Source organism: Nocardiopsis sp. NPDC055551 (assembly GCF_053619415.1).
Genome location: NZ_JBSHJJ010000005.1, coordinates 192,152 through 218,914, shown reverse-complemented (window position 1 = coordinate 218,914; position 26,763 = coordinate 192,152). Strand labels below are relative to the sequence as shown.

The following is a 26,763-nucleotide window of genomic DNA, read 5'->3' as shown; positions in this document are numbered from 1 at the left end:
GCCGGTCCTTCCCACGAGGACAGGGGACGTCGGCGTCGGCGAGGCGACCTGGCTCGTCCCCGCGCTCGGCGGGGCTTCACAGTTGCGGGACAGCGCCGGATCCGGCGGCCGGATGTGGCCGCCTGCCGGACTTCGCTCGATCGACACCGGCTGGTACCGACCCGGGTGGGACGGCACAGCGCGTCCAACTCTACTGCGCGGTACTTGGGGACCGACTCGGGCGTGTGCGACCACTCCGACCTGCGTGTCCTTCGTTACGGACGGTCGTTTTCGTGAAACGGTCACGTTCCGGCTCCGGAAGCCAACCCAACCGTTTTCATGGACATTAAGACGAAATACGTCTTCCGTCCGTTTTATAAACCATTGCAACCCCGGAGGAAACTCACGGCACTTCGTCACGCCATGTGGCCATATTGAGTCTGAATGAACATTGACACCCCACATCGCACACGGCAATGATCTCGTTGCCATGCGCGCCGATCCTCCCAATACGGACACTTCCGGCGTATCCCCTCCGTGTGTGCACTCCATACCCGGTGGGTCGTCGATTCCCCCGCTGTCCTGAGGCGCGCACGAGAAGGGATGTGTTGACAAGGTGGCACCCCACCGATCACGCCTGGCCCCATTGGCCGGATTGACACTCATCGCCGGCCTGGTGGCGGCCACACCCGCGACCGCGGACGAGGAACAGGGGCTCGCTCCCCTGCACCCCGCCCCCACCGCGGGCAACGGCGAGCTCACCCACCAGGTCCAGGACCTGTGGTTCATCGAACTCGAAGGCCCACCCACCACCGAGGGCACCTCCGTCGCCCGTGTCGACGACGAACACACCGAATTCCACGCCGAGGCCCGAGAACACGGCCTTGAGTACACCGAACGCCACTCCTTCACCGAACTGTGGAACGGCGTCTCCGTGGAGATGGAGGACGATCAGATCGGAACGGCCCGGGAGATCCCCGGTGTGGCCGCCATTCACCCGGTCATGCGGCACGAGATCCCCGAGATCGCCGACAACGAGCCCGAGATGGACACGGCCCTGGGCATGACCGGCGCCGACATCGCGCAGAGCGAGCTCGGTCTGACCGGCGAGGGACTGCGTGTGGCCATCATGGACACCGGAGTCGACTACACCCATCCCGACCTGGGCGGCCCCGGCGGGTTCCCATCCGAACGCGTGGTGACCGGCCACGACTTCGTCGGTGACGACTTCAACGCCGGCGACCCCGAGAACGCCGAGCCGATCCCCGACGACGACCCACAGGACTGCAACGGGCACGGCACCCACGTCGCCGGCATCGTCGGCGCCCAGGGCCAGGTCACCGGTGTGGCGCCCGACGTGGAGTTCGGCGCCTACAAGGTGTTCGGCTGCGCCGGTTCCACCACGTCCGACATCATGATCGCCGCCATGGAGCAGGCCCTGGCCGACGACATGGACGTGCTCAACATGAGCATCGGCTCCGCGCACTCCTGGCCGCAGTACCCGACCGCCGTCGCCTCCGACCGACTGGTCGACGAGGGCATGGTCGTGGTCGCCTCCATCGGCAACGAGGGCGCCACCGGCCTGTACTCCGCGGGCGCGCCCGGTCTGGGCGAGGACGTCATCGGGGTGGCCGCCTACGACAACACGCACATCCGCGCGGCCGCGGCCGAGGTCACCCAGAGCGGCGAGACCGTCGCCTACATGGAGATGGACGACGCCACGCTTCCACCGACGTCCGGGGAGACCGACGAGATCGTGGACATCGGCCGCGGTTGTCTGGCCGCGGGCGACGAACTCGAAGGCGACCCCGAGGGCAAGACCGCGCTGATGGTCCGCGGCGAGTGCACCTTCACCGAGAAGTACGACGCCGCCGTCGACGCGGGCGCCACCGGTGTCGTGGTCTACAACAACCTGCCCGGCATGTTCGCGGGCGGCGGCATCGTCGACCGCGGTGCCTTCTCCGTCGGCGTCTCCGACGAGTCCGGCGCGCACCTCCTGGAGCTCCTGGAGTCCGGCGAGAGCGTCACCCTCACCTGGACCGGTGAGGAGACCACCATCCCGAACCCGACCGGCGGGCTGATCAGCAGCTTCAGCTCCTACGGTCTGGGCGCCGACCTGTCCCTGAAGCCGGACATCGGCGCCCCGGGCGGTCTGATCAGCTCCACCTACCCCATGGCCAAGGGCGGCTACGCCACGGTCAGCGGCACCTCGATGTCGTCCCCGCACGTCGCGGGCGGCGTCGCGTTGGTCCTGGAGTCCCGGCCCGACCTGGACGCCCACGACGTACGCGACGTGCTCCAGAACTCCGCGGACCCGACCATGTGGTGGGGCGACCCGGACATGGGCGTGCTCGACAACGTCCACCGTCAGGGCGCCGGCATGCTCGACCTGCCCGGAGCCGTGGAGGCGACCACCTCGTTGTCCCCCGGCAAGCTCGGCCTGGGCGCCACCGAGGGGCCCGTGACCGAGACCGTCACCATCACCAACGACGGTGACGCCGAGGCCACCTACGCGATCGAACACGAGCCCGCCCTGGGCACCCACGGCGACACGTTCGCACCGCTGTTCAACGACACCTACGCCGAGGCCGTGTTCGGTCAGGACGAGGTGACGGTGCCGGCCGGCGGTTCGGTCTCCGTCGACGTGACCATCACTCCGCCCGCCGACGACCTCGACCAGATGATCTACGGCGGTTACGTCAAGGTCACCGAGGGAGACGGCGAGGGTGACACGCACCGCGTGCCGTACGCCGCCTACAACGGCGACTACCAGGCCATCGACGCCATGACCCCGATCACCGACGGCGACGGGAACACGCACGAGCTTCCGTGGTTGACCAAGATCACCGAGTGCGAGGCGTTCTTCGGTCTGGACTGCGCCGGCAGCGGCGGCGGGTACGAGAACCAGCCCGAGGGCGCCGCCTACTCCCTGGACTGGGTGGACGGTCTGCCGGACGTGCCCTACGTGATCGCCCACTTCGACCACCACGTCACCAAGCTGGAGATGACCGTGGTCGACGAGCGCACCGGCCGACCGGTCCACCCGGACCGCAACATCGCCCTGTCGGTCGACCACGTCAACCGCAGTGCGACCCCCACGGCGTTCTTCGCCTACGCCTGGGACGGCACCGTGACGGACTCGCACGGCCGGATCACCGACGTGCGCGACGGTGACTACCGGCTGGAGGCCCGGGCGCTGAAGGCGCTCGGCGACCCTGACGACCCGGACCACTGGGAGGACTGGACCTCCCCGGTCATCACCATCGACCGAGGCTGACCCCGGTCTCCTCTTCGGGGCCGTCCTCCCCACCGGGAGGGCGGCCCCTTCGCGTCCGCCCGCGGCTCGGTCGCCGGCCGGGCGTACACTGCTTCGCCGGGGCGAACGTCCCCATTCCCCGACTCTCGGAAGGGCTCCCCATGGCCGGATTCTTCGACCGTTTCCGCATTCCCGAACCCACCCGTAGGGAGCTCGACCGGCCCGGGTACGAGGAGGTCCTCGGACACATCCGGAACGGCCGCAAGATCCACGCCATCAAGGTCGTCCGCGAACGCACCGGCATGGGGCTGGCCGAGGCCAAAAGCCTCGCCGAGGCCATCGAAGCGGGCGATTGGAGCCCGGCCGGGCCCGCGGACGGTCAGAGCCTCGCCGACCGGACCCGCGAACTGTTGGCTCGGGACCGTGTCGCCGACGCCGTCCTGATGGTCGCGAAGGAGACCGGCATGACCGAGGACGAGGCCTCGCGCTTCATCGGCTCCCTCGACCGCTGATCCGAACGCGGTGGCCCATGCCGCGTCAGGACGTCGGACGTTCGAGCTTTTGGCTGATCACCTGGGAGATGCCGTCGCCCTGCATGGTGACGCCGTACAAGGCGTCGGCCGCCTCCATCGTGCGCTTCTGGTGGGTGATCACGATGAGCTGCGACGACTCCCGCAACTCCTCGAAGATCACCAACAGCCGCTGCAGGTTGGTGTCGTCCAGGGCGGCCTCGACCTCGTCCATCACGTAGAAGGGCGAGGGGCGCGCCTTGAAGATCGCGGCGAGGAACGCCACCGCGGTGAGTGAACGCTCACCGCCCGACAACAGCGACAGTCGCTTGACCTTCTTGCCCGGCGGGCGGGCCTCCACCTCGATGCCGGTGGTCAGCATGTCCTCCGGTGTGGTGAGCACCAGCCTGCCCTCGCCTCCGGGGAACAGACGGCCGAAGATCGCCGCGAACTCGCGTTCCACGTCCAGGTAGGCGGAGGAGAACACCTCCTGCACCCGGGCGTCGACCTCGGCGACGATGTCCATCAGGTCGCGACGGGTCTTCTTCAGGTCCTCCAACTGCGCGTTGAGGAACGCGTGCCGCTCCTCCAGCGCCGCGAACTCCTCCAGGGCCAGCGGGTTGATCTTGCCGAGCTGGTTGAGCTGTCGTTCGGCCGCCTTGAGACGCTTGGCCTGCACCTCGCGCACGTACGGCAACGGGACCGCGTCCTCGTGGGCGTCCGCGGGCGGCGGCACCGGTACGCGCGGACCGTACTCGGCGACGAGCGTGGGCACGTCCACGCCCAGCTCCTCCATGGCCTTGGTCTCCATCTGCTCCAGGCGCAGCCGACGCTCGGCGCGGGCCACCTCTCCGCTGTGCGCGGAGCTGGTGAGCTTCTCCATCTCCACGGAGAGCTCCCGCACGCGGGCCCGCACCGTCTTGAGTTCGCCGTCGCGCGCCTCGCGTTCGGCCTCGGCCGTGGCGCGTTCGGTCTCGGCGGTGGCCGCCGACACGGCGATACGTTCCAGGGCCAGTCGGGCGCTCTCGGTGACGGCCCGGGCGACGGTGGCCTGGGCGGCCCGGTCGCGGCGGCGCTCGGCCTCGCGTTCGACGGCCCGACGTTCCTCCGCGGCCTGGGCGAGCAGCGCGTCGGCCCGACCGGCGATGGACCTGGCGCGTTCCTCGGCGGTGCGCACCGACAGACGGCGTTCCATCTCGGTGGCACGGGCTCGGGAGGCCAGGTCGGAGAGTTCGTCGCGATGGTCGGCGTCGGGCGCCTCCTCCTCCACGGCGGCGGTGATCTCCTCCGCCTCGGCCAGCTCGGCCTCCATGGCCTCCAGCCTCAGGACGTCCTCGTCGCGCGCGGCGCCGGCCTTGGCCGCGGCCGCCTGGTAGCGCTCGGACTCGGCCTCGGCCGAACGCGCCTGCCCGCCGAGCTTGCCCAGACGCTGGGCGGATTCGTTGCGTTTGCGGTCACTCTGCTTGCGTCGGGCGGTGAGTTCCTCGGCGGCCCGGGCGATGTCGGCGCGGTCGCGCTTGGCGGCGTCCAGGTCCACGGCCACCCGTTTGGCGGTCTCGGTGGCGGTCTCCAGGCGCTCGGCGGCCTCGTCGACCGCGGCCTGGACCTCCAACAGGCTGGGCGCCGCCGCGGTGCCGCCGTGCACCAGCTCGGTGGCGAACACGTCTCCCTCGGGGGTGACGGCCCGCACCCCGGGCAGGGTTGCGACCAGGTCCAGGGCCGCACGGGCGTCGGAGGCCAACGCCACCCGGTCCAGCAACGCGGTGACGGCGCCGGTCAGGTGGTCGGGCGCGGTGACGGCGTCCGCGGCATAGCGGACGCCCTGGGGCAGCGCGGGCCAGTCGGCTCGTTCGGCGCAGGGCACCGCTCGGGACACCACGATCCCGGCGCGTCCGGCGTCCTCGGACTTGAGCAGTTCCAGGGCGGCCATGGCGCTATCGTGGTCGGTCACGGCCACCGCGCCGGCGGCCACCCCGAACGCGGCGGCCACAGCGGTCTCGTGTCCGGGTTCGACCTGGACCAGGGTGGCCAGGCCACCGAGCATGCCGGGAAGGTTCGCGGCCAGCAGGGTGCCCGCGCCGTCCTTGTGCGCCAGCCCCAGTTCCAGCGCCTCCTTGCGCGCGGCCAGCGCGGCGCGTTCACCCTCAGCGGTGCGTTCGGCGTCGCGGAGCCGGTTGAGTTCGGCGTCGGCCGCGGACAGGCTCTGGGTGAACCGTTCCTGGGTCTGGTCGAGTTCGGCGTCACCCTCGTCGAGTCCGGCCGACTCCTCGGCCGCCATCTCGTACTCGGTCTGGGCACCGGCGGCGCGTTCGGCGGCCTGGGCGGCGGCCTCCTCCAAACGGGCGATCTCCGACCCGTGGGAGGCCAGGCGACCGCGCAGACCCTCCACCCGCGCGGACAGGCGAACGAGGCCCTCGCGGCGTTCGGCGGAGGCGCGGGAGGCGGCCTCCAACCGGCGTTCCTCCCGGTGCAGGGCGTCCTCGGCGGCGGCGCGCTCGGTGACGCTCGTCTCCAGGACCTCGCGGGCCTCCTCCAAGCGGGTCTGTAGCTCCTCCTCCTGGGCGGCGGCCTCCTCGGCCTCCATCTCCAGTTCCTCGGGGTCGCGGCGGCCGACCACCTCGCCCTGCACCGCGCTCAGGTTCTGGTGGCGTTCGGTGGCCAGGCCGCGCACGGCGTCGAGGCGTTCGGTGAGGCGTGAGAGCGCGTGGTAGGTGTCGTTGGCCCTGGCCAGGTTCGGGGCGGCGGCGGTGGACTGTGCCTCCAGCTCGGCCTCACGTTCCTGGGACTGCTTGAGGGAGGCCTCGGTGGCGCCGCGTCGTTGGAGGACGTCCTTCTCGTCGGCCTCCTCCTTGGCGAGCTTGTCGGTGAGGGTGACGATGTCGTCGGCGAGGAGGCGCAGGCGGGCGTCGCGCAGGTCGGCCTGGATGACGGCGGCCTTGCGGGCGAGTTCGGCCTGGCGGCCAAGGGGTTTGAGCTGACGGCGCAGTTCGGCGGTGAGGTCGGTGACGCGGTCCAGGTTGCCCTGCATCGCGTTGAGCTTGCGGATCGCCTTCTCTTTGCGCTTGCGGTGCTTGAGGATGCCCGCGGCCTCCTCGATGAGGGCGCGGCGTTCCTCCGGGCCGGCGTGCAACACGGTGTCCAGTTGGCCCTGGCCCACGATGACGTGCATCTCCCGGCCGATGCCGGAGTCGCTGAGAAGGTCCTGGATGTCCAGCAGGCGACAGGTGTCGCCGTTGATCGCGTACTCGGAGCCGCCGTTGCGGAACATCGTCCGCTTGATGGTGACCTCGGTGTAATCGATCGGCAGCGCGCCGTCGGTGTTGTCGATGGTGAGGCTGACCTCGGCACGTCCCAGCGCCTGGCGGGTGGAGGTACCCGCGAAGATCACGTCCTCCATCTTGCCGCCGCGCAGGGACTTGGCCCCCTGCTCACCCATCACCCAGGACAGGGCGTCGACGACGTTGGACTTGCCCGAACCGTTGGGCCCCACCACGCAGGTGATCCCCGGTTCGAATCGAAGGGTGGTGGCCGACGCGAACGACTTGAAGCCGCGCAACGTCAGATTCTTCAGGTACACCCACACCTCCCACGACGGTCACCGTTCTCGCCACGGGCGGTCGCCACGAGGCCGACAACAAGGGTGCCACGAAGCGGTGACCAAAGGGTGATGTTAGGAGCTTCCGAGCCCGATGAACTGCGACACCGCGCGCACGGATCCGCTTACCGGCGGGGGTTCTCGGGAGAATGGGACACGGCCGGAAAACCGGCCCGGTCAGGGGTTGACATCCAGGGGAATGTCCGGCGAACACACAGGGTTGCCCTTCGGCCCGCCGGGTACAACGCTTAAAGAGGCCGCCAAGGGAAGGAAAAATTCAGCGGCGGAAGCACGGGTGATCGATCCGGCCAGGGACGCCAGTGATGTTGTCGGCGTCCCCGTCAGTGGATCGACAGATCTCGTTCGCACCCACCCGTGCGGCTACGAACGTGGTGTTGTGGTTCAGGCGAGCGCGGGCTCGCGGTCGGTCGCGCTGGTGGCGACGTCGGTGACGGCCATGCTGAGCTGGTCGTTCTGTGCCTGAAGACGACCGATCTCGTCCTCAAGGTCGCGTACCCGCTTCTGAAGCCGCCGCATCTCCGAAACCATTCGAGGGTCGGAGCCGCCGACGTGGCCGAACAGAGCCTTCGCCATGATGTGGGTCCTCCACGCTGAGTGACCAGTGGTTGTGCGCACGTGCGACATCCCGTGTAATGAAACGACCGTGGGTCGTGTGTCACGGGTGGTTGATGCGCGATGTGTCTTTAAGAGTCTCACCATGCGCGCCGCTGGTCAAGATTGGATTACAACAGTCCGTAACGACCACTGCCCGGCCGTAGGGGCTCAAGGCACGTGGTTTCGCACGATCCGAATCGGTCCACCCCCGGTGCCGCGTGCGGCCGGTGACGGCGGAGCTCTCACGTCCGGCGCCCTGGCCCGCGACCACCGTCCACGGCTGTGATGCGCCATTCGACGGTGGATGATTCGTACCGCGTTACCCTTCCAGTCTACTCAACGCTCGACGAAACCGTCGAAGGAACCCCCTGGCGGGGACCAACGTTCGATCACGGAATCCACACGACCGGGTGTTCCCCCGCCTCTGAGGTGCTCCAGAAGGCGCCCACAGTCGGCCCGGGGGCCCTCCGCGACGACCTCCACACGACCGTCGTCGAGATTGGTGGCGGCTCCGGTCAGCCCGATTTCGAGCGCCCGAGACCGCGCCCACCAGCGGAAACCCACCCCCTGCACCCGACCACGCACCCACGCGGTCAGCCGGACGGGTTCACTCCGTTCTCCCATGGTCGGGCCACTCCCTTACCTCGCGGCGACAGTTTCCTCACCGACACGCCCCATCGCCCTTCCCCTAGGCGACGCGGGGCACTTTCCGCCCCTGAGCAGGGGACTTCTCCAGAGAACCTCAGGCCCGGGAGCGAGGCGCCCGCTGGCAGGTCGGGCAACTGAACGAGGAACGGTTCATGAACGCCTCGCGCACGATCGCGGTCCCACAACGTCCGCACGGCCGATCCCGTCGGCCGTACGCGTTCAGCCCGCGCTCGAAGTAGCCGCTCTCCCCGTTGACGTCGACGTACAACCCGTCGAACGTGGTGCCGCCGACCTCCAGCGCCTCCGTCATCACCTCGGTGACGTGTCCGAGCAGTTCCAGCGCCTGGGCGTTGCTCAACCCCCGGGTGGACCGCGCCCAGTGCAGGCGGGAGCGCCACAGCGCCTCGTCGGCGTAGATGTTTCCCACACCGCTGATCAGCGACTGGTCGAGCAGGGCTCGCTTGACCTCGGTCCGCTTGGCCCGCAGCGCCCCTACGAACGACTCGGGGACGAACTCCGGGTCCAGGGGGTCCAGGGCGATGTGGTCCACCGACACCGGCACCTCGGCCCGCTCCCCCGGCTCGTCCACCAGCAGGTGGCCGAAGGTGCGCTGGTCGACGAAGCGCAGCTCCTGTCCGTCGGACAGTGGCAACCGCACGCGCAGGTGCTTCTCGTCCGGCTTGCCCTGTGGCTGCACCAGCATCTGGCCGCTCATGCCCAGGTGGGTCAGCAGCATCTCGCCGCTGTCCAGCACCAACCACATGTACTTGCCGCGTCGGCGCACCGCCGTCGGGGTGCGATCCGCCAGCCGGCCGACGAAGTCCGCGGGTCCGGGTACGTGACGACGGATCGAACGCGGGTGCAGCACCTCCACGGCACCGATCCGACGGCCCACCGCGTGCTCGTCGAGACCACGCCGCACGACCTCGACCTCGGGAAGTTCGGGCACGGGTCAACCACGCCCCTTCGTCTTGTTGGCCTGCCCCTTGCCGCCCTGGGACCTGGCGGGGGCCTCCCCGCTCTGGGCGGCGCCTTGGTCCGAGCGGGCGCGGATGGCCTTCCAGGCCGCCTCCGCGGCCTGCTGCTCGGCCTCCTTCTTGCTGCGCCCCTCACCCAGCCCGTGGCTCTCCCCCGCCACCCGCACGGTGGCGCGGAAGGTCTTCTGGTGGTCGGGGCCGCTCTCGTCCACGTGGTACTCGGGCACGCCGAGCATCTCGGCGGCGGTGAGCTCCTGCAGGGAGGTCTTCCAGTCCAGACCGGCGCCCAGCCCCGACGCGGTCGCGATGAGCGGGTCGAAGAGGCGGTGCACGAACTCCGAGGCCACGTCCAGACCACGGTCCAGGTAGACCGCGCCGATGATGGCCTCCAGGGTGTCGGCGAGGATCGAGGACTTGTCCCGGCCCCCGGTACCCTCCTCGCCCCGACCCAGGCGGATGTACTGACCGATGCCCAGCCCGCGGGCGACGTCGGCGAGGGCGCGCATGTTCACCACCGCCGCGCGCAGCTTGGCGAGCTGGCCCTCCGGCAGGTCCGGGTGTTTGCGGAACAGCGTGTCGGTGACGACCAGGCCCAGCACGGAGTCGCCGAGGAACTCCAGTCGCTCGTTGGTGGGCAGGCCGCCCTTCTCGTAGGCGTAGGAACGGTGGGTGAGGGCTCGGAGCAGGATCTTGGGGTCGACCTCGACCCCGATCGCCCTGTGGAACGACTTCGCCTCGGATGCGGAGAGTTGACTGGCCACGCGGGTTCGCTTCCCTGGTTCGGGCGCGCCGGAGCGCGCGAGTGCTGTGGGGATCCCTCGGCCCGACCGGGACGCTCGAAAACGAGGTGATCGTCGCGGGAGCATGTGCTCCCCCGGCGGCCACCACGATCTCGGGAGCCACTGCGGACCCGGAACCCTCCGGTGTCGAGAGTGCCACGGAAGATGACTTCCCCGGCCGTACGAGATCACTCTACAAAGACCGGGTGACACCGGGACTCCCGAATCCCCTCCTGGACAGCACAACGGGGCGGATCCCCGATGGGTTCCGCCCCGCCTGCGTGTTCGTCGAAGACCGGGATCGGGCGCATGCCGCCCGGGGCCGGTACATCGTTACGCCGGGTTCGTGACCTGGCGGTTGTTGTAGGTGCCGCAGCTCGGGCACGCGATGTGGGGCTGCTTCGGGTCACGGCAGCGCGGGCAGTTGACCAGCACCGGGCGCGACGCCTTCCACTGGGAACGGCGGGTCCGGGTGTTGCTCCGCGACATCTTCCGCTTCGGGACGGCCACTTCAATCCTCCTGGGTCACCCCCGCGCGGTCGCGGGAGGTCGCTTATCTGGTCACCCCGCGCGCTGTGGCGGGGAGGGTGTGCTCCGGTCGGTCGGGCCCTGGGGCACCGTGGGCGACCGGTTCACGAGCTCATTGCTCGCCGGGGTCCTCCGTGATTCCACGGAGTGCGTCCCAACGCGGGTCGATGCCGTCGCCGTGCCCGTGATCGGGCCCGGCCTCGGCGAGCTTGACGCCACACTCGGAGCACAGACCGGGGCAGTCCGGGCCGCACAGCGGCGAGAGTGGGAGCGCGAGCACGACGGCGTCTCGGACCACCGGTTCGAGGTCGAGCAGGTCGCCCTCTAGATAGTAGTCCTCATCCTCGTCGCCCGAGTCCTCACCACCGGACGCGGTGACGTCGTCATCGTCCCCGGGGTAACGGAACATCTCCTGGAAGCGGGCTTCCAGCTCCTCGGACAGGGGTTCGAGGCAGCGGGAGCACTCGGCGGTCAGGTTGCCGCTGACGGTCCCGGTGACCAGGACCCCCTCCATGACGGCCTCCAAGCGCAGGTCCAGCTCGATCTCCTGCCCCTTGGGCACGCCGGCCATCGCCGTCTCGAACCCTTCGGTGAGGGTCACGATACGGTTGACGGTCCGCATCGACCCCGGCTGGCGGCCCAGCGGGCGGGTGTCGACCACGTACGGGCCACGGGCATCTAGACGAGACAGAGTGATCGCGCTTTCAAAAGAGGTTCCGAGGGCCGGGCACGAGCTCGCCGACGCCTGCGCGTCGGTCGTTCACGGTGGTGCTGACCGGCCTGAGCGCACGCCGAAGACCGGCGACGCCCATGGTCGAACCAGGATTCTACCTACCATGCCCCCGCGCACCCAAATCAGGGCCCGAAGATCCTACTCCGCGTGCTTCTCCTCGTACTTGTCCTTGAGTCGCCCCTGGACGTAGGGCGTGACCAGGCTGGAGACGTCGCCGCGGTGCAGGGCGATCTCGCGGACCAGGCTGGACGACAGGAACGAGTACTGCGGGTTGGCCGTCATGAAGACGGTCTCCACACCGGAGAGCCGGTAGTTCATCTGCGCGATCTGCAACTCGTAGTCGAAGTCGCTGACCGAGCGCAGGCTGCGCACGATGGTCCCGATGTCGTTCTCGCGGCAGAAGTCGACGAGCATCCCGTCGAACTCGCTGACACGCACGTTGCCGAACTCGGACGTGCCCTCGCGAAGCATGTCGAGCTTCTCGGGGACGGCGAAGAGACCCCGCTTGTTGACGTTGTTCAGTACGGCGGCGATGACCTCGTCGTACTGTTTGGCGGCTCGACCGATGATGTCGATGTGACCGTAGGTGACCGGGTCGAAGGAACCCGGACAGACAGCTCTGCGCACGGTGGATCGCCCCTCTCCTGAACTACTCGCGGGTACCGCGATCGTAGGGGTTGGACTCCACGCCGATTAGGGCAACTCCCCCTTAGTGTCCACATTCACACGCAGTACGGACTCAGGGGACACGCTCCCTTGACCCCGCCTAACCGGTGGCGCGGGCGTACCAGAGGATGGCCTCGCCGTACTTTCGGCTGCGGTCGAGTTCGATGCCCTTGGGCCAGGTCGGTTCCGGGCTGCGCTTGGAGCGCTCCATCACCACGACCGTGTCCTCGGTCGACCAACCGTGGTCGACCAGGTCGGCGAGGACCCCGGCGATCTCCTCCTCGGTGACCGGGTAGGGCGGGTCGGCCACCACCAGGTCGTAGGGGGCTCCGGTGTTGCCGCGCGCCAGGACGCGTTCCACGCGATCCGCGGCCAGTTCGGCCCCGGGCAGCTTCAGCGTCGCGATGTTGCCGCGCACCACCTGCGCCGCCTTGCGGTCGGCCTCCACCATCAGGGCGTGGGACGCGCCGCGTGAGAGGGCCTCCAGGCCGATGGCGCCCGATCCGGCGTACAGGTCCATCACCCGGATCCCGTCGAGGGAGCCGAGGTCGGACTGGACGGAGGCGAACAACGCCTCGCGGGCACGGTCACTGGTGGGCCTGGTGGTGCGGCCGTCGGGGGCGTTGATGCGTCGACCGCCCGCCGCCCCGGCGATGATGCGGGTCATGGCCACCACGTTAGTGCGCTCACGGGATCGGGCGAGGGGCAGGGCTTCTCGGACGCCCGGAAGGTCAGGTCTTCTCCAGGTACTCGGCGCGCTCCTCCGGGAGCAGGGCGGTCAGGGCCTGGGCCAGGGGCGGGTGGTCGGCCAGGGACGGATCCTTCGCCACGTACCGGGTCGCCGCCTCTCGTGCCTGGCCGATGAGTTTCTCGTCGTAGACCAGGGTGAGCATGCGCAGGCTGGAACGGGCACCCGACTGGGCGTCGCCCAGGACGTCGCCTTCGCGGCGCATCTCCAGGTCGGCGCGGGACAGCTCGAATCCGTTGGTGGTGGACGCCACCGTGGCGAGTCGCTCGCGTGCGGGGGTGCCCTCCTCCGACTCGGTGACCAGCAGGCAGAGACCGGGCAGCCGTCCTCGACCGACCCGGCCGCGCAGCTGGTGCAGCTGGGAGACGCCGAAGCGGTCGGCGTCCATGATCGCCATGACAGTGGCGTTGGGCACGTCCACGCCCACCTCGATGACGGTGGTGGAGACCACCACGTCGGTCTCCCCCGCGTTCAGCCGGCGCATGACCGCGTCCTTGTCCTCGGGTGTCATCCGGCCGTGCAGGGCCTCCACCCGCACGTCCGCCAACGGCCCCTCCTTCAGACGGGCCAGGACGTCCAGCACGGCCAGCGGCGGGCGAGCGCCCTGGGGCGACTCCTCCGGTGGCGCGTCCACCTCGTCTCCGGTCTCGCCACCACCGGAACCGTCGGTGCCGTCGCCGATTCGGGGACACACCACGAACGCCTGCCGTCCCTGGCCGACCTCCTCCCGGATCCGTTCCCAGGCGCGGGTCAGGAAGTGGGGCTTCTCCGCGGCCGGGACCACGTGCGTGGAGACCGGGGCGCGCCCCTTGGGCAATTGGGTCAGCGCCACCACGTCCAGGTCCCCGTACACGGTCATCGCGACGGTACGCGGAATGGGTGTGGCGGTCATCACCAGAACGTGCGGGCGGCCGTCGACGGCCTTCTCCCGTAGGGCGTCGCGCTGCTCCACGCCGAAGCGGTGCTGCTCGTCCACCACCACCAGGCCCAGGTCGGCGAAGGACACGTGTTCCTGAAGCAGGGCGTGCGTGCCCACGACGATCCCGGCCGCGCCCGAGGCGGCGTCCAGCAACGCCTCCCGACGTGCGGCGGCGCCCATGGATCCGGTGAGCAGCGCCACCCTGGTGGCGTGTTCGGCGCCGTCGATCTGCCCCGCGCGGCCGAGCGCCCCGAGCATCGCGCCGATGGAGCGGTGGTGCTGTTGGGCGAGGACCTCGGTGGGGGCGAGCATCACGGCCTGGCCCCCCGAGTCCACGACCCGCAACATGGCGCGCAGGGCCACGAGGGTCTTGCCCGCGCCCACGTCGCCCTGCAGGAGGCAGTGCATGGGGTTGGTCGCCTCAAGTCGTTCGGCCAGGGCGTCACCGACCTCGCGCTGCCCGTCGGTGAGGGTGAAGGGGAGTCGAGCGTCGAACGCGTCGAGGATGCCGTCGCTCGCGCCGGGGCGGGGCTTGGCGGGCAGCTCCTCCGCCTTCTGCCGACGCTGGGCCAGGGCGATCTGCACCACGAACGCCTCATCCCACTTCAGCCTGCGTCGGGCGGGCTTGAGGTCGTCCATGTCCTTGGGCCGGTGGATCCGGGTCAGGGCGTCGTGCACGGCGAGCAGCCGCTGTTCGGAGCGCGGCTCCGGTGGGAGCGGGTCGGGGATGTCGACGGCGTAGTCCAGGGCCACGCCCACCGACCGGGCGATGGTCGCCGAGTCCAGCCCCTTGACCGCCGGATAGATCGGGATGACCTCGTCGGCGTAGGCCCGCGCCGCCTCCCCGTCCAGGCCGTCCTCGTCGAGCAGTACGTACTCGGGATGGTCGAGCTGTCGGCGTCCCTTGAACGTGGAGACCCTGCCGGAGAACATGGCCAGTCGCCCCGGGACCAGGGCGCCCTGGTGATAGGAACCCCGGTTGAAGAAGGTCAGGTGCAGGCGGCCGGTCCCGTCGGTGACGACGGCCTCCATCATGTCCAGGCGGCGGCGCCCCTGACGGGCCGGGATGGTCTTGCGCCGGGCGTCGAGCACCTTGGCCTGCACGGTCACGTCCTCGCCCTCGCGCAACAGGGCGAGGTCGGTCAGGTCACCGCGGCGGTCGTAGCGGCGCGGGTAATAACGCAGCAGGTCGCCGAGGGTGTGCAGGTCGAGTTTCTCGGCCAGTGCCTTGGCCGTCCTGCCACCGAGCGGTCCCTTGCGCAGCGGCTCGTCCCAGGTGCTCACTGTCGTCCCCGTCCTGGACTCGTGCGTCGATCCACCCGCCACGTTAGACCTCGGCTGTGACGGGTGGGACCCGATGTGGTCGGTCGCCCGTGTCGGAGGTGCCGCCCCGGGCCATCGGCGGTGGGCGAGCGGCACTCTCAACCGGGGTATACTCGTCAGAGTTCATCGCGTTTTCGCCATGCCTCTGTGGCTGATCTCGATGCTCCGGTGGTGGTGCTCCAGGCTTCGGCCGCACCTGTTCCACCGTTGCGCGAACGGGTGCCGTCCAGTGGTCCAGTTCCACTTTCGGGTAGCACCCTCGTGTACTCTTCCAAGGTTGGCGTCTTCGCCGACCTGTCCGCCCGACCTCTCCCGGTCGGATGAACCTTCGCGTGCGGCGACGTGCGCGATCCCGAGCGCTTGAATGGAGTTACCGTGGCTTCCGTCTGCGACGTCTGCGGCAAGGGACCAGGGTTCGGTAACAGTGTTTCCCACTCGCACCGTCGCACCCGCCGCCGCTGGAACCCCAACATCCAGACCGTTCGCACCCGCGTGGGCGGCACGCCCAAGCGTGTGAACGCATGCACCTCGTGCATCAAGGCCGGCAAGGTGACCCGCTAAGGGAACCCGCCCCTGTCTGTTTCATCGAAGGCCCTCCGGCTCCGGTCGGGGGGCCTTCGTCACGCCCGGATCCGTTCGTGTGCCTCGGGTCCGCGCGGAGTCGGTGGGTCAGAGTTGGCAGACGTGCCCGTTGAGCGAGCAACGGATCGGGCTCTGGGCGATCCCGACCGCGTCGAAGGTGAGCTCGGTCGACTCTCCCGGCTCCAGCGCCGCCTCGGCACCGGACCGACCGGCCAGGATGCCGTCGTCCAGGGGCTCCCAGTCGGCGTCTCGAACGTCGGTGACCTCGGCGCTCTCGAACGCCAACGCCAGTTCCCACGCGTTCAGCGTGCTGTTGGAGGTGTTGGTGACGGTGACCTGTCCGGTGAACCCCATGGAGGATGACTCCAGGATCCGGTAGACGACCGTGGTGGGTTCGGTCCCGGCCTGGGTCTGGGGCCCCGAGTCACCCTGTTCCGGGCTCGCCCCATCGGGTTCGGCGGAGGTCTCCTCGTCGGGTTCGGCCCCGTCCTGGGTCCCGGGCGCCTCGGTCGCGCCGGGAGCACCGCCGAACTGCAGGTAGATCTGGGTGGTGCTGTACCCGAACAGGAGCAGGCCGAGGATGACGCCGGAGACGACGAGGACGTTGAGCAGCCTCGGGGGTTCCACACGTTTGGGGACAGTGCTCTCGATAAGGCCGCCGAACCTCCGCAGGGGACCGGCGTTCTCCGGTTCGCTGCGGTGGGCTCCCCGGCGAGGACCACGCCGCCTAGCCATACCGCCTCATCAACCGCCTCTCGACGCTGCTCCGCTTCCCTGCCGTGACCCCCGGTCCGCCTTCCGACCGGCCGCCGGCCGATGCCGGTCGCGATGGCAAAGCCTAGCGTGATCGCCAAACAGGACAAATCCAATCGGGCTCACGCCCGACGGAAATGATCCCATCCCCCGCCCTCCATCACGTTCCCGTCCACGGTGACGGCGGGACCCGTGTCCTCCCCCGAGGGATCGCCGGTCGCCACGACGGTTCCCACCGGATGCCAGTTCTCCGGAAGGTCGACCTCGGCGGGGAAGACAGCGGCCAACGAGTGGTCCTCCCCACCCATGAGCATCAGTCCACGGGCGGCCTCTTCGATCTTCCCCTTCGCGACACCGAGTACTCCCATGGCTTCGAGGAGCGCCGGATCAGGGCGCAGTGCCTTCGAGTCCAGATCGATACGCACCCCGCTGCGCGCGGCGATGTGCCCGAGGTCCTGTAGGAACCCATCGCTGACGTCGAGCATGGCGGTGGCGCCGAGTCGGGCCGCCTCCGATCCCGCCGAGTAGGGAGGGCTCGGCCTGCGGTGTTCGTCCAGGCAGGCCGCGGGGCCGTCGATCCCCCGTTCCAGCAGGGCCAGCCCCGCTGCGGACAGTCCCAGGTTCCCCGCGTAGGCGACCACGTCTCCTGGCCGGGCGCCGTCGCGTCGCACCGGCGCCCTCCCCTCCAGGTCCCCCAAGGCGGTGACCGCGATGGTCAGCACCTCCGAGCCCACCATGTCGCCGCCGACCACGGCTCCCCCGGCGAGCGCGCACTCGTCGCGCACGCCCGCGGTGAACTCCTCGGCCCACACGATCGGCAGGTCGGGCGGTGCAGCGAACCCGATGAGCATGCCGGTGGGACGCGCGCCCATGGCGACCACGTCCGCGTAGTTCTGCGCCACGGCGCGATGCCCGACGTCACGGGCGCTGGACCATTCTCGTTTGAAATGGCGGCCCTCGACCAGCAGATCCGTGGTCGCGACCGTACGCCCGTCGGGCGCGGCAACGATCGCGGCGTCATCGCCGGGTCCGAGGATTACATCGTCCGTCCCGGGGAATTGGCTCGTCACACGTGTGATCAGAGCGAACTCACCCAGGCCCCCAATGGTGCTCAACACGAAGATCAGGGTACGGTGACGCTCCGGTTCAGGGGCCCGGACCCGGTGGGCGGGCCTCGACGTCGGTCACCCGTTCGTCATCGGCTGCGCCCCGGTTCGGGCGATTTCCCTCTTGCAGCACACCAGCACGGTACGAAGGAGTAGACACATGGTGCAGGCGTACATCCTGGTTCAGACCGAGGTCGGGCAGGCCGCCGAGGTCGCGGAGCGCATCCGGGCGATCGACGGGGTCGAGAAGGCGAACGACGTCACGGGTCCCTACGATGTGATCGTTCAGGCCGAGGCCGGCGACATCGACGCCCTGGGCACCCTCGTGGTCGCCCGCATTCAACGACTCGATGGCATCGCCCGTACCCTGACGTGTCCCATCGTCAACATCTGAGTGTCGACCGCGTCGACGGATCGAGGTTACTCGTGCTGAAACGGTCCTTGGGGGCGGCCGGTGCCGTCGTCCTGCTGACTGCCGGCTGTGGACAGACCGTGCAGATGCAGCCCTTCGAAGCACAGGTGAACACCGAAGAACCCTGCGCCGCCCTCGTCGCGGACCTTCCGGACACCCTCCTCGACGCCGACCGCGCCACGGTCCGCCCCGAGTCGGACGTGATGGCCGCCTGGGGTGACCCGCCCATCGGTCTTCGCTGCGGTGTTCCCCGCCCCTCCAGCCTCGGAATGGACTCCACCCTGACCGTGGTCGGTGACGAGGACGCGGGTGAGGAGACCGTGTCCTGGCTGCCGCTGACGGGGAACGCCTCGGTCGTGTACGTCTCGGTCCATCGAGAGGCCTACGTGGAGTTGAGCGTCCCGAGCGCCCACGGCAACCCCGCCGCCGCGCTGTCCCAGGTGAGCGAGCTGATCAAGCAACACTTGGAGGAGCGCTCCGACAGCGGCGTGTGATCCTCGACGCCTCGGGGCGCGGACGGCGGTGGATCGCCGTCCGCGCCCCGTTCGTGTGCCACCTCGCCGAGGTCCGGGGTGAGGTCCGTGACTACTCGGACTCCTCTTCGGAGCCTTCGTCGCCGGTGTTGTCCTCGTTGTCGGGGTCCGCCCCCTCCTCGTCGCTGTCGGCGCCCTCGATGGCCTCGGCCTGCTCGCCCTGCGCGGCGATCTGCTCCTCGACCTCGGCGGCGCTCTCGGCGATACCGCCCGAGCAGGCGGCGCCCGGCTCGGGAACGTCCGTGCCGCGCTCGTACAGCTGCACGTAGCGACTCAGGTTCTCGTCGTCGACGGAGTCCACGGCGATCTGGCGTTCCCAACTGGAGGCCACGATCGGGGCTTCCATCTCACCCTCGTAGGGGGTGACCAGGACGTAGTCGCCCGGGTTGTAGAAGCTCTCCAGAGCGTCCACCTCCTCCTGGGCCAGCTCCGGGTCGTAGTTGATCCACACGGCGCCGTGCTCCAGGGCGTGGACACCGAACTCCGGGGTGATCGGGTCGGGGTAGACCCCACAGTTCTGCCACTGCGGCCAGTGCTGACCGCCGACCGGCGGGGACTGCTCGTAGTCCACCCGCTCACCGACGGACACGTGGCTGTAGTCGTCGATCGTGTACTCCGCGACGCCCTCGATATTGTGGCTGCGCAGCTCCATGAAGATGGCCGTGCCCAGTAGACCCAGGACCGCGGCTCCGGCCACGGAGACACCCGTGATCTTGAGGGCCTTGGCGCGCCGCTCCTTCTTGCGCTGCTCCTCACGCAACGCGGCCGCTCTGGCGCGGCGCTCCTCCGCCTTCGACTTCTTGGCCACTGGGACTCCTGGGGATGCGAGTGGTCGGACAGAACTTTCCTATCCTCTACTTTGTCAGCAGAGTTGGGCGATTTGACCAAGGTGATTTGAATGGGGCGATTGTCCGGACCCGCCTCCGGCGACGGCGGCGACACCGAGACGGACGGGCACGAGGACGACGGCCCCTTGCCCGAGGGGTTCTCCCGCGCGTCCGGACGCACCGGGTCCACGTCTTCGAAACAACGGTCCGTTCCGCTGTGGACGTCCGTGATCTTGGTCGCGTTGGCGCTGGTCGCGGGCTTCTTCCTGGGGCGTCCCTCCTACCCGTTGGACACCGGGGCCGACGCCGGGTTCCTGCGCGACATGAGTTCGCACCACGCTCAGGCCGTGGACATGTCGATGCTCGTCCTCGACGAGACCGAGGACGTGGAGCTGCACACCGTGGCCATGGACATGGCCCGGACCCAGCAGGCGCAGATCGGCATCATGCAGGGCTGGTTGTCTGCGTGGGGGTTGACCGCGCGCGCGTCCGAGCCGCCGATGACCTGGATGGAGGGCCACGACCACGGCGGAGGCGAGGGCGAGGTGCCCGAGGCCATGCCGGGGTTGGCCACCGACGAGCAGATGGTGGAGCTGGAGGAGGCCGAGGGCGAAGAGGCCGAGGTCATGTTCTTGAACCTGATGATCGCCCATCACCTGGGCGGCATCGAGATGGCCGAGGCCGAGGTGGAGCTGGGCGGCGAGGACCTCGTCGTCCAGCTCGCACAGGGCATGGTCGACGCCCAGACGGTCGAGGTGGAGAACATGGAGAGAATGCTGGAGCGGTACGAGTGACACCTCCTCGGTGAGCGTGGTCGAGCACACCGGAGGCCACAGGGCCCCGTTTCCCGCCCCGTCCCCTCACACCATCGATGAACCGTCCGAACACCCTCGAAACCGAAGACCATGACCCGGCGGAGCGCCCTCGACCCGAGGGCGCTCCGCCGTTTCTCGGGTGCTCCGACCGAGGTGATCACCGTCACGAGCCACGTTTCACAGGGGGCCTCCGTCATTACGACAGCGAGTAGCACTACAGTTTGTAGTACTACCGGCGGTCGGTATATGTGAGAGGCGTACATGGAAGCTCTAGACCTGGCGCGATGGCAGTTCGGGGTCACCACGATCTACCACTTCCTGTTCGTGCCCCTGACCATCGGGCTGTCGTTCATCGTGGCCGTACTCCAGACGTTCTGGTACAAGACCGGACGTCACGAGTACCTCCAGGCGACGCAGTTCTTCGGCAAGTTGTTCCTGATCAACTTCGCCATGGGTGTGGTCACCGGGATCGTGCAGGAGTTCCAGTTCGGCATGAACTGGAGCGAGTACTCCCGCTTCGTCGGCGACGTCTTCGGCGCTCCCCTGGCGATGGAGGCGCTCCTGGCCTTCTTCCTGGAGTCCACCTTCATCGGACTGTGGATCTTCGGCTGGCACCGGCTCCCGCGCGGGATCCACCTGGCCTGCATCTGGTTGGTCGCCATCGGGACCAACCTGTCGGCCTACTTCATCCTGGCCGCCAACGCCTGGATGCGCCGTCCCGTCGGCTTCGAGGTGAACCCCGAGAACGGCCGCGCCGAACTCAACGACATCTGGGCCGTGATCAGCAACGACCAGGCCTGGTCCACCTACCTGCACACCGTCTCGGCGGCCTTCATCACCGCCGGACTGTTCGTGGTGGCGGTCAGCGCCTTCAAGCTCTGGCGCAACATCAAGCACGATGACACCGGCGAAGTCGGTGTCACACCGCCCAAGCGGGACCTCGCGCTGTTCCGGTCCACCCTGAAGGTCGGTCTGGTCTTCACCCTCCTCGCCGGAGCGCTCACCATCTTCTCCGGCGACCACCAGGCCAAGCTCGCCGCCGAGTACGAACCCATGAAGATCGCCGCCGCGGAGGCCCTTTGGGACACCGAGGAAGGTGCCGCGTTCTCCACCTTCGCGGTCGGCGACACCGAGGCCCGCTACAACCCGATCGACGTCACCGTCCCCAACGTCCTCAGCTTCCTGGCCACCGGGCACTTCGACGGCGAGGTCCACGGCATGAACGACCTCCAGGAGGCCTACGAGGAGTTCTACGGGCCGGGTGACTACATCCCCAACGTGTTCGTCGTCTACTGGTCCTTCCGCCTCATGATCGGCCTGGGCCTGTTCGGTGTGGCGGTGGCGGCCCTGGGGCTGTGGCTCACCCGTGGACGGGAACGTGTGCCCCGGACCAAGTGGTTCTACCTCGCCGGCGTCATCGCGCTGCCCGCCGCCCTGCTCGCCAACATCTTCGGCTGGGTGCTCACCGAGATGGGCCGCCAGCCCTGGACCGTGCACGGCGAACTCCTGACCGCGAACAGTGTCTCGCCGGGGGTGAGCCTGGGAACCGTCGCGATGAGCCTGGGCATCTTCACCGCCGTCTACGGATTCCTCTTCGTGGTGGAGGTCGGACTGCTCTGGAAGTACGTCAAGAAGGGCCCCTCCCACCTCGTTCCCGACCTGGAGAACGACGAGGACGAGTCCCAGATCCCGCACTTCAGCTACTAGGAGCAGCAAGACCATGGAACTGGCCGTCATCTGGTTCATCGCCATCGCCATCCTGTGGATCGGCTACTTCGTCCTGGAGGGGTTCGACTTCGGGGTGGGCGCCCTGCTGCCCTTCATGGGCGAGCGCAACTCCGTCGACCGCCGGGTCGCCATCAACTCGATCGGCCCGGTCTGGGACGGCAACGAGGTGTGGGTGATCACCGCGGGCGGCGCCATGTTCGCCGCGTTCCCCGCCTGGTACGCGTCCCTGTTCAGCGGGTTCTACGTGCCGCTGTTCCTCATCCTCATCGCGCTGATCCTGCGCGGTGTGGCCTTCGAGTACCGGGGCAAGCGCGATGACCCGCGCTGGCAGGACTGGTGGGACCGGGCGATCTTCTTCGGCAGCGTCGTCCCCGCGTTCCTGTGGGGCGTGGCCTTCGCCAACATCGTGCGCGGTGTGGCCATGGACGCCGACCAGATCGTCACCGCGTCCCTGCTCGACCTGCTCAACCCGTACGCCCTGTTGGGCGGGTTGACGACCCTGTCGCTGTTCATCCTGCACGGTGCCGTCTTCCTGACCCTCAAGACCGACGGTCCGGTCCGGATCCGCGCCCGACGGGCCGCAATGTACTCCGCCTGCGTCGCCCTTCCCGTCGGGGCGGGCTTCCTGCTGTGGACGCAGTTCTCGTACGGGAAGCCGTGGACCCTGCCGCTGGTCCTGATCTCCGCGGTGGCCCTGGTGATCGGTGTCGCGGCGGCCTACCGCCGCATGGAGGGGTGGTCCTTCGTGGCCACCGCCGTCACCATCCTGACCGCGGTGACGGCACTGTTCGGGTCGCTGTTCCCGAACGTGCTGCCCTCCACCACCGACCCGGCGTTCAGCCTGACCGTCACCAACGCCTCCTCCGCCGACTACACGCTGACCGTCATGTCGTGGGTGGCGTTGATCGCCCTACCGGTGGTCATCGGCTACCAGTCCTGGAGCTACTGGGTCTTCCGCAAGCGGGTCACCGGCGAGCAGATCACCCCGGCGTCGGTCGGCGGAGGTGGATTCGAGAAGGTCACCTAGTCGCGGCCCATCGACCACCCGACCATCCGACCGAAACCCACCGACGCCCGTACCCCCCGCCCCCGTATCGCCCCGGGGGCGGGGGGTACGGCGTCGCTCGGCCTCCGCCCGGCGATACTGGGTCCACACCGTGCCCGTCCCGCCTCGCCACCCACGGTCCCGCCCACCCGGGACCGCCACGACGATCACACGAGGTCCTCCGCGCATGAAACCGCTCGATCCGCGCCTGGTCCGCACCGCGAGCGCGGTCCGCGTCCACCTGGCCGTCACCGTCGTCAGCGGCGTGTTGATCACCGGCCTGATCCTCGTCCAGGCCTGGCTGCTGTCCCGAGTCATCACCGGGGCCTGGGCCGGAGACGGCATGGACGTCCTCGGCCCCCTGATCGCCCTGGTCGCCGCCGTCGCCCTGACCCGCGCCCTGTTGTCCTACCTCGCCGAGACCTCCGCGCTGCACAGCGCCGCCCGCACCAAGTCACAACTGCGGCGCAGACTCATCGCGCACGTGACCGGATCCGGCAAGGTGTGGCTGGCCGAAGGCGGCGACGGGCAGGACGGATCGCCCAAGGCCGGTGAACTCGTCACCCTCGCCACCCGCGGCCTGGACGCGCTCGACGAGTACTTCGCGCGCTACCTGCCCCAGTTGGTGCTGTCGGCGATCGTGCCGCTCGCCGTGCTCTCCGTGGTGTTCTGGGCCGACTGGATCTCCGGGATCGTCATCCTGGTGACATTGCCGCTCATCCCCATCTTCATGGCGTTGATCGGCATGCACACCCAACAGCGCACCGACCGACAGTGGAGGCTGCTGAGCCGGTTGGGCGGCCACTTCCTCGACGTCGTGGAGGGCCTGCCGACCCTGGCGATCTTCCGTCGCGCCAAGGCCCAGGCCGCCATCATCCGCGAGGTCGGTGAGGACCACCGCAAGGCCACCATGGGCACGCTGCGGATCGCGTTCCTGTCCGCGTTCGCCCTCGAACTGCTCGCCACCCTCGCCGTGGCCCTGGTCGCCGTCGAGGTCGGGCTGCGGTTGTTGGGCGGCCACATGGACTACCAGACGGCCCTTCTCGTGCTGATCCTGGCACCCGAGGCGTACCTGCCGCTGCGCGAGGTGGGTGCCCGCTTCCACGCGAGCATGGAGGGGGTCGCCGCGGCCGACCAGGTGTTCACCGAACTCGACCGCCGCCGCGACGACGGAGCCGAGCGCCCCTCGCCCGCACCGACCGGGCGTCCCTCCCCCACCACCGACGGCGACCTGCGACTGAGCGGGGTCGGGTTGCGCTACCCCGGTCGGGACACACCCGCCCTGTCAGACCTGGACCTGACCCTCGAAGCCGGTGAACACCTGCTGCTCACCGGCCCCAGCGGTTCGGGCAAGACCACCCTGCTGTCCCTGCTGCTGCGCCTACGCGAACCCACCGAGGGCCGGATCGAGGTTCGTGCCCCCGACGGTGATTGGACGCCGCTGTGGGACGTGCCCGTCGAGGACTGGCGCGCCGGCATCGCCTGGGTGCCCCAGCACCCCTACCTGTTCGACGTGTCGGTGGCCGACAACATCCGGCTCGGCGCCCCCGACGCCGACCTCGACCGGGTCCGGGAGGCCGCGCGGCTGGCCGAGGCCGACGGGTTCGTCCAGGCCCTGCCCGACGGCTACGAAACCCGGCTCGGCGAACGCGGCGCCCGCCTGTCCGCGGGACAGCGCCAACGCATCGCCCTGGCCCGCGCCCTGTGCCGTGACGCCCCGTTGGTCCTGCTGGACGAGCCCACCGCCCACCTGGACCCGGAGAACGCCACGGCCGTGCGTACCGCCGTGGCCCGCCTCCTGGAGGGACGCACCGCCGTGATCGTCGCGCACGACACCGGTTGGGCCGAGTCCGTCTCCGGCGACCGCCTGCGCACCGCCCACCTGCCGCTGCTCACCGAGAGGGTGTCCCGATGAGTGCCCCCGTCACCGGCCGTGACGTCGGCTCCGAGGCCGAGCGCGAGCGTCGCAAGGACCCGCTGCGCCGAATGATCGCGCTGGCCCGCCCGCGCAGCGCCCGCTTCGCCCTCGGTGTGCTGCTGGGCGGTGCCGCCACCGGTTCGGGTGTCGCGCTGCTGGGCGTGGCCGCGTGGATGCTGGCCACCGCCGCGAACCACCCCTCCATCACCGCGTTGAGCGTGGCCGTGGTCGCCACCCGCGCCTTGGGCGTGAGCAAGGGCGTGACCCGCTACCTGGAGCGTCTGGTCACCCATGACGCCGCGTTCCGCGTCCTGGCCCGGGTGCGGGTGCGGGTGTACGAACGACTGGCCCGAACCGAGCCGTTCGGCCGGTTCCGCTCCGGCGACCTGGTGTCCCGCCTGGTCAACGACACCGAGGCGACCCTCGACCTGTTGGTGCGCGGGCTCACCCCGCCGCTGGTGTCGGTCGTGACCGGTGGTGCCACGGTGCTGGTCCTGACCGCGGTGTACGCGCCGGGCGGTCTGCTGCTCGCGGCGGGTCTGTCGCTCGCCGGGCTCGCCGTCCCACTGATGGCCGCCGCGCTGAACCGCAAGCCCGGGCTACGCGAGGCCGAGGCGCGTGGAACCCTGTCCACCGCCCTGGTCGACACCCTCCAAGGCGCCCCGGACCTGGTGGCCTACGGAGCGATGGACCGCCACGTGGCCCGGGTGAACGAAGCCGACGCCGAACTCACCCGGGTGGCCCGCCGCGACGCCGCCACCCTGGGGTTGAGCGAGGGCGTCAACGCCCTGATCACCGGACTGACGGTGTGGGGCGCCCTCTTCCTGGGGGTGCTGGCCGTGGAGGAGGGCACCATCGGCCCCACCGCCCTGGCCGTGCTGGTGCTGACCACTCTCGCCGCCTTCGAGATCGTCGCGCCGTTGCCCGCCGTGGCCTCCCGCCTGGGGGCGATCCGGGCGAGCGGTGTCCGCCTGTTCGGTGTGCTGGACACCCCCGCCGCCATCGCGCCGCCCACCCAGGAGGGGCTGGAGATCGACCCGGACGCCGACGCCCCCGTCCACATCCGCGACCTGCGGGTTCGGTACGGTCCCGAGGAACCGTGGGCCTTGGACGGGGTGGACCTGGAGATCCCCGCCGGGGCGACCGTGGCCGTGATCGGGCCGAGCGGCGCGGGCAAGAGCACGCTGGCGTCGGTACTGCTGCGGTTGCGCGACCCCGACGAGGGCCGAGTGGAGATCGGTGGCACCGACATCACCGCCTACCCCGCCGACGAGGTGCGCCGTGTGGTCTCCGGGGTGCCGGAGGACCCGCACGTGTTCGGGTCGACCCTGCGGGAGAACCTACGTCTGGCCAAGCCCGGCGCCGAGGACGACGAACTCTGGGCCGCGCTGCGCGGCGCACGCCTGGCCCACGACGTCGAGGCGATGCCCCAGGGGTTGGACACCCAGGTGGGATCGCACGGTCTGGGACTGAGCGGCGGAATGGTGCAGCGGCTGGCCCTGGCGCGCGCGGTGTTGGCCGCGCCCCGGGTCCTGGTGCTGGACGAACCCACCGCGCACCTGGACCCCGACACCCGTGACGCCGTGGTGGCGGACCTGCTCGCCGCGGCCGAGGGGTTCTCCACCCTGCTCATCACCCACGACCTCACCGGGCTGGACCGGGTGGATCGGATCTACGTGGTCCGCGACGGCCGTGTGCTGCAGTCGGGCACCCACACCCGGCTGCTGGAGGAGGACGGATGGTACAGGCGGGTGCACGAGCGCTAGTGT

23 protein-coding genes are annotated in these 26,763 nt (G+C 69.5%); 10 read left to right on the top strand and 13 right to left on the bottom strand.

The window, feature by feature from the left end; genetic code table 11:
* Nucleotides 1–595: 595 nt before the first annotated feature.
* Both ACWGSK_RS11380 and ACWGSK_RS11375 read left to right on the top strand, forming a co-directional pair.
* Nucleotides 596–3,256, top strand: a complete 2,661-nt coding sequence (locus ACWGSK_RS11380; protein ID WP_452455783.1) for a S8 family serine peptidase — start codon at nucleotides 596–598, stop codon at nucleotides 3,254–3,256.
* A 140-nt stretch (nucleotides 3,257–3,396) separates the two neighbouring features.
* Entirely contained in the window at nucleotides 3,397–3,747 is a 351-nt protein-coding gene (locus tag ACWGSK_RS11375) for a ribosomal protein L7/L12 (protein ID WP_358512842.1), read from the top strand.
* A 25-nt stretch (nucleotides 3,748–3,772) separates the two neighbouring features.
* Here the strand turns inward: ACWGSK_RS11375 and smc are convergent, their stop codons facing one another.
* The 10 genes from smc to recG form a co-directional block, all read right to left on the bottom strand.
* Entirely contained in the window at nucleotides 3,773–7,321 is a 3,549-nt protein-coding gene (gene smc / locus ACWGSK_RS11370; RefSeq protein WP_358512840.1) for a chromosome segregation protein SMC, read from the bottom strand.
* A gap of 420 nt (nucleotides 7,322–7,741) precedes the next feature.
* On the bottom strand, nucleotides 7,742–7,933 hold the full coding sequence (locus ACWGSK_RS11365) for a hypothetical protein (RefSeq protein WP_067601834.1): 192 nt from the start codon (nucleotides 7,931–7,933) through the stop codon (nucleotides 7,742–7,744).
* 357 nt (nucleotides 7,934–8,290) lie between these two features.
* Nucleotides 8,291–8,578 (bottom strand): acylphosphatase, encoded by a 288-nt coding sequence (locus ACWGSK_RS11360; RefSeq protein ID WP_358512838.1) that lies wholly within the window; start codon nucleotides 8,576–8,578, stop codon nucleotides 8,291–8,293.
* 118 nt (nucleotides 8,579–8,696) lie between these two features.
* Entirely contained in the window at nucleotides 8,697–9,551 is an 855-nt protein-coding gene (gene mutM, locus ACWGSK_RS11355) for a bifunctional DNA-formamidopyrimidine glycosylase/DNA-(apurinic or apyrimidinic site) lyase (RefSeq protein WP_358512836.1), read from the bottom strand.
* Between the two features lie 3 nt (nucleotides 9,552–9,554).
* Nucleotides 9,555–10,340 (bottom strand): ribonuclease III, encoded by a 786-nt coding sequence (gene rnc / locus ACWGSK_RS11350; protein ID WP_358512834.1) that lies wholly within the window; start codon nucleotides 10,338–10,340, stop codon nucleotides 9,555–9,557.
* 351 nt (nucleotides 10,341–10,691) lie between these two features.
* The gene (rpmF, locus tag ACWGSK_RS11345) at nucleotides 10,692–10,868 is read right to left on the bottom strand and encodes a 50S ribosomal protein L32 (protein ID WP_067601846.1); all 177 of its coding nucleotides are present in this window, start codon (nucleotides 10,866–10,868) and stop codon (nucleotides 10,692–10,694) included.
* A gap of 130 nt (nucleotides 10,869–10,998) precedes the next feature.
* Nucleotides 10,999–11,547, bottom strand: a complete 549-nt coding sequence (locus tag ACWGSK_RS11340) for a YceD family protein (RefSeq protein WP_358512832.1) — start codon at nucleotides 11,545–11,547, stop codon at nucleotides 10,999–11,001.
* 210 nt (nucleotides 11,548–11,757) lie between these two features.
* Entirely contained in the window at nucleotides 11,758–12,246 is a 489-nt protein-coding gene (gene coaD, locus ACWGSK_RS11335; RefSeq protein ID WP_358512830.1) for a pantetheine-phosphate adenylyltransferase, read from the bottom strand.
* Nucleotides 12,247–12,385: 139 nt separating this feature from the next.
* On the bottom strand, nucleotides 12,386–12,952 hold the full coding sequence (gene rsmD, locus ACWGSK_RS11330) for a 16S rRNA (guanine(966)-N(2))-methyltransferase RsmD (protein WP_358512828.1): 567 nt from the start codon (nucleotides 12,950–12,952) through the stop codon (nucleotides 12,386–12,388).
* 64 nt (nucleotides 12,953–13,016) lie between these two features.
* Nucleotides 13,017–15,236 carry an ATP-dependent DNA helicase RecG gene (recG, locus tag ACWGSK_RS11325; protein ID WP_358512826.1) on the bottom strand — a complete coding sequence of 740 codons (2,220 nt, stop codon included), beginning with the start codon at nucleotides 15,234–15,236 and terminating at the stop codon, nucleotides 13,017–13,019.
* 414 nt (nucleotides 15,237–15,650) lie between these two features.
* On the opposite strand from recG, the gene rpmB reads away from it, so the two are divergent.
* Complete coding sequence (gene rpmB / locus ACWGSK_RS11320; RefSeq protein WP_013151263.1) at nucleotides 15,651–15,836, top strand: 50S ribosomal protein L28; 186 nt, start codon at nucleotides 15,651–15,653, stop codon at nucleotides 15,834–15,836.
* Between the two features lie 108 nt (nucleotides 15,837–15,944).
* Here the strand turns inward: rpmB and ACWGSK_RS11315 are convergent, their stop codons facing one another.
* Nucleotides 15,945–16,592: a cellulose binding domain-containing protein gene (locus ACWGSK_RS11315; protein ID WP_358512824.1), complete on the bottom strand. Its 648-nt coding sequence runs from the start codon at nucleotides 16,590–16,592 to the stop codon at nucleotides 15,945–15,947.
* 140 nt (nucleotides 16,593–16,732) lie between these two features.
* Entirely contained in the window at nucleotides 16,733–17,728 is a 996-nt protein-coding gene (locus tag ACWGSK_RS11310) for a thiamine-phosphate kinase (RefSeq protein ID WP_452455782.1), read from the bottom strand.
* Between the two features lie 148 nt (nucleotides 17,729–17,876).
* On the opposite strand from ACWGSK_RS11310, the gene ACWGSK_RS11305 reads away from it, so the two are divergent.
* Entirely contained in the window at nucleotides 17,877–18,110 is a 234-nt protein-coding gene (locus tag ACWGSK_RS11305) for an Lrp/AsnC family transcriptional regulator (protein WP_358512820.1), read from the top strand.
* A gap of 32 nt (nucleotides 18,111–18,142) precedes the next feature.
* Entirely contained in the window at nucleotides 18,143–18,622 is a 480-nt protein-coding gene (locus tag ACWGSK_RS11300) for a DUF3515 domain-containing protein (RefSeq protein ID WP_358512818.1), read from the top strand.
* A gap of 91 nt (nucleotides 18,623–18,713) precedes the next feature.
* On the opposite strand, the gene ACWGSK_RS11295 is transcribed toward ACWGSK_RS11300, so the two are convergent.
* Complete coding sequence (locus tag ACWGSK_RS11295) at nucleotides 18,714–19,469, bottom strand: DUF3105 domain-containing protein (protein ID WP_358512816.1); 756 nt, start codon at nucleotides 19,467–19,469, stop codon at nucleotides 18,714–18,716.
* Nucleotides 19,470–19,559: 90 nt separating this feature from the next.
* Here ACWGSK_RS11295 and ACWGSK_RS11290 point away from each other — a divergent pair, with 90 nt between their 5' ends.
* The 5 genes from ACWGSK_RS11290 (at nucleotide 19,560) to cydC (ending at nucleotide 26,760) form a co-directional block, all read left to right on the top strand.
* Nucleotides 19,560–20,282, top strand: a complete 723-nt coding sequence (locus ACWGSK_RS11290) for a DUF305 domain-containing protein (protein WP_358512814.1) — start codon at nucleotides 19,560–19,562, stop codon at nucleotides 20,280–20,282.
* A 282-nt stretch (nucleotides 20,283–20,564) separates the two neighbouring features.
* Nucleotides 20,565–22,010, top strand: coding sequence for a cytochrome ubiquinol oxidase subunit I (locus ACWGSK_RS11285; RefSeq protein ID WP_358512812.1), 1,446 nt, complete (start codon nucleotides 20,565–20,567; stop codon nucleotides 22,008–22,010).
* 13 nt (nucleotides 22,011–22,023) lie between these two features.
* On the top strand, nucleotides 22,024–23,058 hold the full coding sequence (cydB, locus tag ACWGSK_RS11280) for a cytochrome d ubiquinol oxidase subunit II (protein WP_358512810.1): 1,035 nt from the start codon (nucleotides 22,024–22,026) through the stop codon (nucleotides 23,056–23,058).
* 205 nt (nucleotides 23,059–23,263) lie between these two features.
* Nucleotides 23,264–24,991, top strand: a complete 1,728-nt coding sequence (cydD, locus tag ACWGSK_RS11275; protein WP_358512808.1) for a thiol reductant ABC exporter subunit CydD — start codon at nucleotides 23,264–23,266, stop codon at nucleotides 24,989–24,991.
* Nucleotides 24,988–26,760 carry a thiol reductant ABC exporter subunit CydC gene (gene cydC, locus ACWGSK_RS11270; RefSeq protein ID WP_358512806.1) on the top strand — a complete coding sequence of 591 codons (1,773 nt, stop codon included), beginning with the start codon at nucleotides 24,988–24,990 and terminating at the stop codon, nucleotides 26,758–26,760. The genes cydD and cydC overlap by 4 nt, the downstream gene beginning before the upstream one ends.
* Nucleotides 26,761–26,763 lie beyond the last annotated feature (3 nt).